The sequence below is a fragment of the Devosia sp. Leaf64 genome (assembly GCF_001421945.1).
Taxonomy (GTDB): Bacteria; Pseudomonadota; Alphaproteobacteria; order Rhizobiales; family Devosiaceae; genus Devosia.
Genome location: NZ_LMLO01000021.1, coordinates 45079 through 52861 on the forward strand (window position 1 = coordinate 45079; position 7783 = coordinate 52861).

A 7783-nucleotide genomic window follows, 5' to 3' on the forward strand; every position below is an offset into this window, starting at 1 on the left:
GCGTCGTTGGAGCAGGGGTGCTCCATTTTCCCTATGCGCATCGGCCTCAAAGCAAGTCCGCCGCGCATTTTGATCTAAAACTCTATCCCGCGCGCTGAGGTCGGGGGCGGGGATAGGGAATCGGATCGGCCTCAGGCGCAACATGCATGGGTGTGACTGAGGGCGGGATAGGCGGGAGGGTGGCGGCAATGATCGCCTTGCCCCCGTAGCATTGCAGGCTATCGCACTCGATCGCCTGGATCTGTTGGGCCACGAACTGGCTACCGCGCGTCATGGCCTCATTGGCCACCGACTCGGCGGATGCACGCATATCGACGCCTGGCCGGATGACCAGGAAGGCGACAGTGAGCCAAAATGCGGAGCGCAATAGGAAAAACATGGCCGAAACTTTTCGAGCGACCCTATGCCGCCCTTCTATCTCGACCCTAACGAGCGCTTCCTAAGGCTGGTTTGGCCCAGTTCTTAAAATTTGAAACAAATGGTTATCGCAGTTTCGGAGGAGGACAACACCTTGTTTACGCTATCGGGCGAAACCCCTCTCGCGCGGCGCGGACTTAAACCTGTTTTAGGGCCTGAGGCGCGAGTGTGGGGCACACAAGATCTGATGGGTAATCAGACAGCAGGCCGGGATCACTGATCGCGGCGACGGTCCCAGGGGCCGGCAAGAGCGGCGTCTTAGTATGAGTAAAATGATGCGTAGCCTCGATATTTTTGGCATTGGCGGAAGGGATGGCGCACGCTTTGCTGCCTCCAGCCCGCGGCCTGACGTGTTGCGCCGCAAGACCATTGCCAACAATGCCCGCCTGATGATCGCTATTGCCGCGCTCGCCATGCCCTTTGCCATGTGGGCCCTGCTTGCCCATGCTGCGCTCGGCTTCGCGCTCGCCTGCCTCGTCCTGACCGGCGGCATGCTCTCGCTCTCGTTCTTTCACCGCGGCCACCACGATGAAGCCGCGCTCGCCCAGATCGGTACGATCATGGGCGGCGGCGTATTTCTGACGCTGATCGATTCGCGCTTTGCCGATCTTGGCCTGGCCGTCGTCCTCATGGGTCCGGTGCTGGCCGCGCTTCTGATGGGGCGGCAGGCGCGGATGCTGAGCTGGCTCGGCGTTGCCGCGGCAATTCTGGTTGGCGGCGTATTCTCGTTCTTTGGATTTCCGCACGATATCACGCTCGCCAATGAGGCGACGCTCGCTGGTGGCGTGCTCTTTGCCCTGGCGATTGTCGTCGTCGCGCACACGACCCACCACATCAACGCCGGCTATGTCGTCCACGACAAGGCGCAGGTGAACGCCTATCGGCATCTGGTCGAGCATATGCAGGACACGGTCATCTGCTTTTCGCTCGAGGGAGACATTCTGTCGGCCTCGCGGTCGTCCGAGGAGCTTTTCGGCTGCCCGCGCTACCAATTGAGTTCTGCAACGCTTGGCGAGCGGCTCCATGTCATGGATCGCCCTGCCTACCTGACGGCCTATGCCGATGCCAATCAAGGCGGGAAGAACCGGACGATCGAGGTGCGCATGCGCCGCGACGATCCGCGGTCGGGCGCCTCGGCGCCGCAATTTATCTGGGTCGAAGTGCGCTTTGCGCCGATCAGCAGCGAAGCAACCAGCGAGCGCTATGAAGTGACCGCATTGATGCGCGACGTGACCAAACGCAAGGACGCGGAAGCTGCCATGGCCGAAGCGACCCGCTCGGCCGAGGAAGCCTCGCAGGCCAAGTCGCGTTTCCTCGCGACGATCGGGCACGAATTGCGCACGCCGCTCAACGCCGTCGTCGGCTTCTCCGAAATGATGACGACGGGCATTGGTGGCGAACTGTCGAACACGCATCGCGAATATGCCGGGCTTATTCACCAGAGCGGCAAGCACCTTCTCGACGTTGTTGGAATGCTGCTCGACATGTCGCGCATCGAGGCCGGTAAATTCGAAATCAGCACCGCGCGGTTCGCGGCGGCGGATATCGTACAGCCCTGCTTTGCCATGGTCGATTCCATGGCCAAGGGCCGCAAGATCACGCTCGATGCCGATATCGAAGCGGGCCTGCCGATGATCGTCGCCGACGAGCGCGCATGCCGGCAGATCCTGATCAATCTCCTCTCCAATGCCATCAAGTTCAGCCACGAGGGTGACCGCGTGACGCTGGTGGTCAAACGCCAGGGTACGGCGATCAGCTTTGCCGTGCGCGACCAGGGCATCGGCATGGCGCCAATGGCGCTCGAACGAATCGGCGAACCCTTCTTCCAGGCAGAGGATGGGCTCAACCGGCAATATGAAGGCACCGGCCTCGGACTCTCGATCGTCAAGGGTCTGGCCGAGCTCCACGGCGGCACTTTAAGGGCCATGTCGGAAATTGGAGCGGGGACAACCATGACCGTACTCCTGCCGATAAACGGTCCGGCAACAAAGATGGAAGAGACTGTCGCGGTTATACAATTGCATCGTGAGCCCGCGACGGCGCCCAACACTTCATGGCAAAACGAAAAAAGAAAAGCGCAATGACGGCTTCTACCCTGTCCCAGCTTCCGCTGATGGCCGGTAGCGTGCTCATGGCTCAACTGGGTCGTGGCGCGCGCTGGTGTTTCGAACATTATATGCGGGCGCCGCTCGCCTCGACGGCTATTTTTGCGCTCGTTTCGATGAGCGCCTTTGCCAGCAGCAATGCGCTCTATTTCCAGACGGGCGTGCATCCATCGCCCTTCTTCGCGACCTCGCTCGATGTGCCGCGTGCGGTCAAGGTGAGCCCGGTTGAAGCGCCGATGCCGGCGCCTGCCGCCATGCGCGAACAGGCCGAGGACGACGCCGCAGCCCTTGCGCCAGCCGCGGTTCCAAAGACGACCGGTAGCGTCGTGACCGCGCAGCCGCAGGTGATTCCCGACCAGCCGGTGGGCAATTCCGAAGTTTTTGCCGTGCAGAAAAAGCTCGCCGAACTCAAATTGTTCGAGGGCAAGGTCGACGGCTATTATGGTCCGATGACCGCACGCGCTATCCGCGCCTTCGAGGAGCGCAACGGCTTTGAGCCGCAGGGCGCGCTGTCTTCGGCAATCGTGCAATCGATCATCAATTCCGATGCGGCAGGCCGCGCAGCGGCACCGCAGCCTGTCGTGCAGCCGCAAGCTGCAGTCGCGCCGCAACCAGTCGCAGCGCCACAGCCGGTAGCGGCTGCGCCGGTCGTTGCGCCAGCACCAGCGCCGGTTGCCGAGGTTGCGCCGGCGCCCGCGCCGCAGCAGGATCGCGTGGTGGCGCGGCTTCCAGCGCTGTCGCCGGTCGAGACTGCTGTGGACACGGTTGGTACGGCCACAGCCAGCACGATCGATTCCATCGTCGCTGCGGTCGGTGGCGAACGCGGGACGTCGACGCCGGTGAGCAATCCACCCGTACCGACGGCAAGCGTGCCGAACCAGCCTATGCCGGCGCCAGTCCAGGTGCAGGCCGCTGCAGCCCAGCCGGTGGCGCAGATCCAGCCCGTGGCGCAGCCGGTTGCCATTACCCCGACCCAGCCACCGCGCGCCGCACGTCCGGCGACGGACGGCGATCTCGTGGCCGATATTCAGCGTGGATTGGCTAGCCTTGGCTTTTTCCGCGGCCAGATTGACGGCAATCCGGGGCCGGAAACAGCGCGGGCCATCCGCGAATTCGAGAATTTCCACCGCTACAAGATCACCGGCCAGGTCCAGCCCGATCTCGTCGATCTGCTGCGCAAGGCAGGCGCCACGATCTAGTGGCCGGGGCCTTGCGCAGCGATATCTGGTGCATGGCCTTTGTGCGGCGCCACAATGACCTCGGGAATATGTGCGTCGTCGCCAAGCGCGGCGACCCTATTGCCGGGCAGGTGTTTATCGAGGTCGATCATCTCGATGGCACGCGCTCGCTCTACACGCCGGCGCCGGTGGTCAGCCGGGGAGATACCGCGGGGCTGGTGTTTCAGCGCCGATTCAATCACGTCGAGCCGAACATAGTGCGCCAACGCATTGCGCGGGAAGGCGATTTCGATCCTGATCTTTGGGTGCTGAGTGTGGATCTCAGGGGCGATGATCTCGGGATCGATGTGATCAAGGATCAAACGCCCTAACTCGCTGAGTTCGAAACGAAATCCCCGCTTTCGCGGGGATGACGCTGTGGCCCTTAGCCGGCGCGGCGGGCGCCGAGGCGGGAGAGGGCGACCATGGCTTGTTCGACGACGGGATTGTTCGAGCCCGTCGAGGTGGCGCCCGATGCTGCAGCGGCCGGGGTGCGGCGGCTTGGCATGGCGACGGGGCGGTACTGGGGCTTGGAGAGGTCGAGAAGGTTCACCTCGCCGCGCCAGGCGCTCATCAGATAGGCCATGGATTCGGGCGATACGGTCGCAAAGAGCGAGGCAAAGTCGGCCAGGGCGCGCGAGCGCTCGTCGTCGTGGCTCGTCGCGTGGATCAGAACTTTCAGGCCATCATAGGCCGAAACGCCGAAGCCGCGGAGGACGACGAAGGTCGAGGCGCCGGTGACGTCATGGGCGATCTGGCCGCAGCGGACTTCATCGAGGCCGGTGATCTGGGCGAGGAGCTTAGTGACTTCCGGACGACGATTTTCCGAGAACAACTTCATCAGCGCCTTGGTCAATTCGGGCGTTGCGACGGAAAGCTGTTCGATGGTGCGCTGGATCGGAGCGGCCGGTGTTTCGCGATTGGCAAAGGCCTGGATGACCTTGATGCGGTGGATATCGGAGAGATCGAAGAAAGCCGGCGCGAGGAGAGCAGCGTCGAAATCCTTACGATTTCCAAGGGCTTCGGCGACGAGATGATCCATCTGAGCCGAACGGGCGAGCGCGCTGAGATAGGCGCCGCGCGGGCTGATATCGAGATTTTGCGAGAGCGCGCGATAGACCTTGCGCGAGTTCATCTGGAAGAGTTTGGCGAGAACCACATTGGAGAGGTTCGCGCGGGCGCCGATGATGGCGGCGGCGCCAACATCGTAGCGGGCGATGACATCGAGCATGGTGCGATCGGACAGCTCGGGCGCCTGGGTAAGAAAGGCGTTGAGATCATCGCCGATATTGTCGACGACCAACTGCTCGAGCGGCTCGGACAAAAGTTCGCTCCGGCCCAGGATTGCTGCGGCTTTCGCGCGGGCCTGGGGGCTCGCCGCCTGGAAGAGGCGGGTGGCCAGCGTTTCGAACTGTTCCATTTCGGGAGGGGTCGGACGGCCGCGGCGCGCATAGGCGTCGCAGGCGGCGATCAGGAGCGTATTGGTGCGGTCGACGCCGCCGGTCTCGATAAGAAGCTGGAAAGTTTCGTAAGGCTGAAAACCGAGCATTTTTAGCAGAACCATCGACTCTAATGCGCCCCCGGCGCGTTCTGATGCCTAATTTGCCTCCAATTCGTTAGCAGTCCGTTAACCTTGACGATCTCTTAATAGGAATAAGCGCAAAGGGCGTCATTGCGCCGGGAGAATCACTGAACTCGCTGCCTCCACTAGGGACGGGGGAGCGGCTCACATTGGAGGTCAGCTTGGGAAAGCTGCTGAAATTCGAAATGCGGGATCGACCCGCACGGTCGGGAATACGACAGCCCGGAGACGCACAGATTTTGATCTTCACCGGGGTACGTTATGAACGCGGGCCTACGCCGCCACCCACTGACCGGCTCGACCCGTCACGTCGCCGCCGCAAGCGCGGCTGATCGCGTGTCGACAGTTTTGCGTCTTGCCGGAACGGCGCTGTTCGCCGGGCTCGTCGTCGCCTGCGCGTCGCGCCCAGTCGGTGATTTTGGCCGCGCGCAACCGAGCGTGCTGCATGACAATGTTTTGCCTGCGGTAGGGACTTTTATGGCCCGCCAGCGCGAACCTGTGTCCAATTTCAACCAGACCGACCAGGAACGCGAAATGCACAATCGCACCTGGCGCTTTCTCGTTGCCGCACAGGCGGACGACTGGATGTTCGACACCCAGGCGGAAATGCAGCGCACGCGCATCGCCCGGCCCAAGGATTTTACCTTCACGACGGACCGCTATTATTCCTGGCTGAAGCGGACCTATTACCAATCCTCCCGCGTGCGCTACGCGACGCTGAACCGGCATGTGTTGGCCGATCTCGATACCATGCCGACGACCTTTGCGAGCATCTGCGCGGTGATCGAAGTCGATCGAAACCGGGCGGTGGCCTTGGCTTCGCTGACCGACCTCGAACCGGGTGCGGCCGAGAATGTGGCGGCGCGAAAGTATGAGAACGACTTCCATATCGAGTGGTTCGTGCGGGCGGTGAACTATCGCTACGAGAGCTATTCCTATGCGCTCGACAATCTTCTCGTCGAAACCCCGCATGAGCAATCGATCACCGTCGACGCTTCGCTCGAGCAACTGAGCTATTGGGCGGGGCGGGCGACACGGCATGATTTCTGCGGCGATCCTACGGGGCAGCATGCCCGCGGCAGTGTCACCATACCGTCACGCTTCCAGACGATGGTGCCCGACCTTGAAGTGATCGACCAAAAATAGCTGGAGCAGAGTGTTGAGTGCTGGACGGACCGGAAATGTCGCTGAGGTCTTTCTGGTCTTTCTCAAACTCGGGCTGACAAGTTTCGGTGGGCCGATTGCCCATCTCGGCTATTTTCGCGATGAATTCGTCAGCCGGCGCGGATGGTTCGACGATAAGGCCTATGCCGATCTCGTGGCGCTTTGCCAATTCTTGCCGGGACCGGCATCGAGCCAGGTCGGTTTTGCCATTGGGTTGATGCGGGCCGGCGGCCCGGGCGCGCTCGCGGCCTGGGCTGGATTCACCCTGCCATCGGCGCTGTTGATGCTGGCGATTGCGCTTGGGGCAGGGGCGCTAAGCGGCGATCTGGCGCAGGGCGTTTTGCATGGATTGAAGCTTGTTGCCGTAGCCGTCGTCGCGCAGGCGGTGCTGGGCATGGCGAAGAGCCTGACGCCGGACAAGGTGCGGGCGGGGATCGCGGTGTTGGCCGTGGCGGCTATGGTGATTTTCGGCGGTGTCTGGGGGCAGGTCGGAGCGATCGTGCTCGGAGGCGTGCTGGGGCTTTGGCTTTGCCGGGGCGAGGCGCAGGCGGTCGGCGAGGAGCTCGCCGTGCCGGTGTCGCGCACGGTCGGCGTTGCGGCGCTGTTGCTGTTTGCCGGACTGCTACTGGTTCTGCCGCTTGTGGCGGGCTTCGGACAAGGTCTTGCGGTGTTCGACGCGTTTTATCGCGCCGGTGCGCTGGTTTTTGGTGGGGGGCACGTCGTGCTGCCGCTGCTTGAAGCGGGAACGGTGAGACAGGGCTGGCTCGACCAGAACACTTTTCTTGCCGGCTATGGCGCTGCGCAGGCCATGCCCGGGCCGCTCTTTACCTTTGCGTCCTATCTCGGCGCGGCGAGCGGAGTGCCGCCAAATGGAGCGATCGGGGCAGCGATTGCGCTCGTCGCGATCTTCTTGCCGGGCATGCTGATTGTGCTGGCGGCGCTGCCGTTCTGGCATGGGCTGCGCGGCAATGCGACGGCGCAGGCAGCGATGCGCGGGGCAAATGCCGCAGTGGTTGGGATTTTGGGTTTGGCGCTTTATAATCCGGTATTCACGAGCGCGGTGCTGGGGCCGGTGGATTTTGTCTTGGCGCTGGCAGGGTTTGTGGCGCTCGTAAGCTGGAAAGTGCCGCCGCTGGCGGTGGTTGTGGCGCTGGCGGGTATTGGCGGGGTGATGGGGGTTGTAGGGTAGCTGCTCTTCGCCTCTCCCTTTGGGGGAGAGGTCGGGTTGCGAAGCAAGCCGGGTGAGGGGGCCTTTGTACGCGTTCGGTGTATCAAGGCCCCCCCCCCCCCCCCCCCCC

General features: G+C 62.8%; 6 protein-coding genes. 5 read left to right on the plus strand and 1 reads right to left on the minus strand.

What is annotated here, in order from left to right:
* Positions 1-680: 680 nt before the first annotated feature.
* From ASE94_RS13200 to ASE94_RS13210, 3 genes are read left to right on the plus strand one after another with little or no spacing between them, the layout of a single operon-like run.
* On the plus strand, positions 681-2501 hold the full coding sequence (locus ASE94_RS13200; RefSeq protein WP_082461209.1) for an ATP-binding protein: 1821 nt from the start codon (positions 681-683) through the stop codon (positions 2499-2501).
* Positions 2498-3721 carry a peptidoglycan-binding domain-containing protein gene (locus ASE94_RS13205; protein ID WP_062630800.1) on the plus strand — a complete coding sequence of 408 codons (1224 nt, stop codon included), beginning with the start codon at positions 2498-2500 and terminating at the stop codon, positions 3719-3721. Before ASE94_RS13200 ends, ASE94_RS13205 begins: the two co-directional genes overlap by 4 nt.
* Positions 3722-3732: 11 nt before the next feature.
* On the plus strand, positions 3733-4071 hold the full coding sequence (locus ASE94_RS13210; protein ID WP_156352154.1) for a DUF1491 family protein: 339 nt from the start codon (positions 3733-3735) through the stop codon (positions 4069-4071).
* 53 nt (positions 4072-4124) lie between these two features.
* Here ASE94_RS13210 and ASE94_RS13215 read toward each other — a convergent pair whose 3' ends face one another.
* Entirely contained in the window at positions 4125-5303 is a 1179-nt protein-coding gene (locus ASE94_RS13215; RefSeq protein ID WP_062630802.1) for a DUF2336 domain-containing protein, read from the minus strand.
* Between the two features lie 279 nt (positions 5304-5582).
* On the opposite strand from ASE94_RS13215, the gene ASE94_RS13220 reads away from it, so the two are divergent.
* Together ASE94_RS13220 and chrA are read left to right on the plus strand one after the other, a co-directional pair.
* Positions 5583-6467 carry a hypothetical protein gene (locus ASE94_RS13220; RefSeq protein ID WP_062630803.1) on the plus strand — a complete coding sequence of 295 codons (885 nt, stop codon included), beginning with the start codon at positions 5583-5585 and terminating at the stop codon, positions 6465-6467.
* Positions 6468-6480: 13 nt separating this feature from the next.
* Positions 6481-7674 carry a chromate efflux transporter gene (chrA, locus tag ASE94_RS13225; protein WP_062630804.1) on the plus strand — a complete coding sequence of 398 codons (1194 nt, stop codon included), beginning with the start codon at positions 6481-6483 and terminating at the stop codon, positions 7672-7674.
* Positions 7675-7783: the final 109 nt, after the last annotated feature.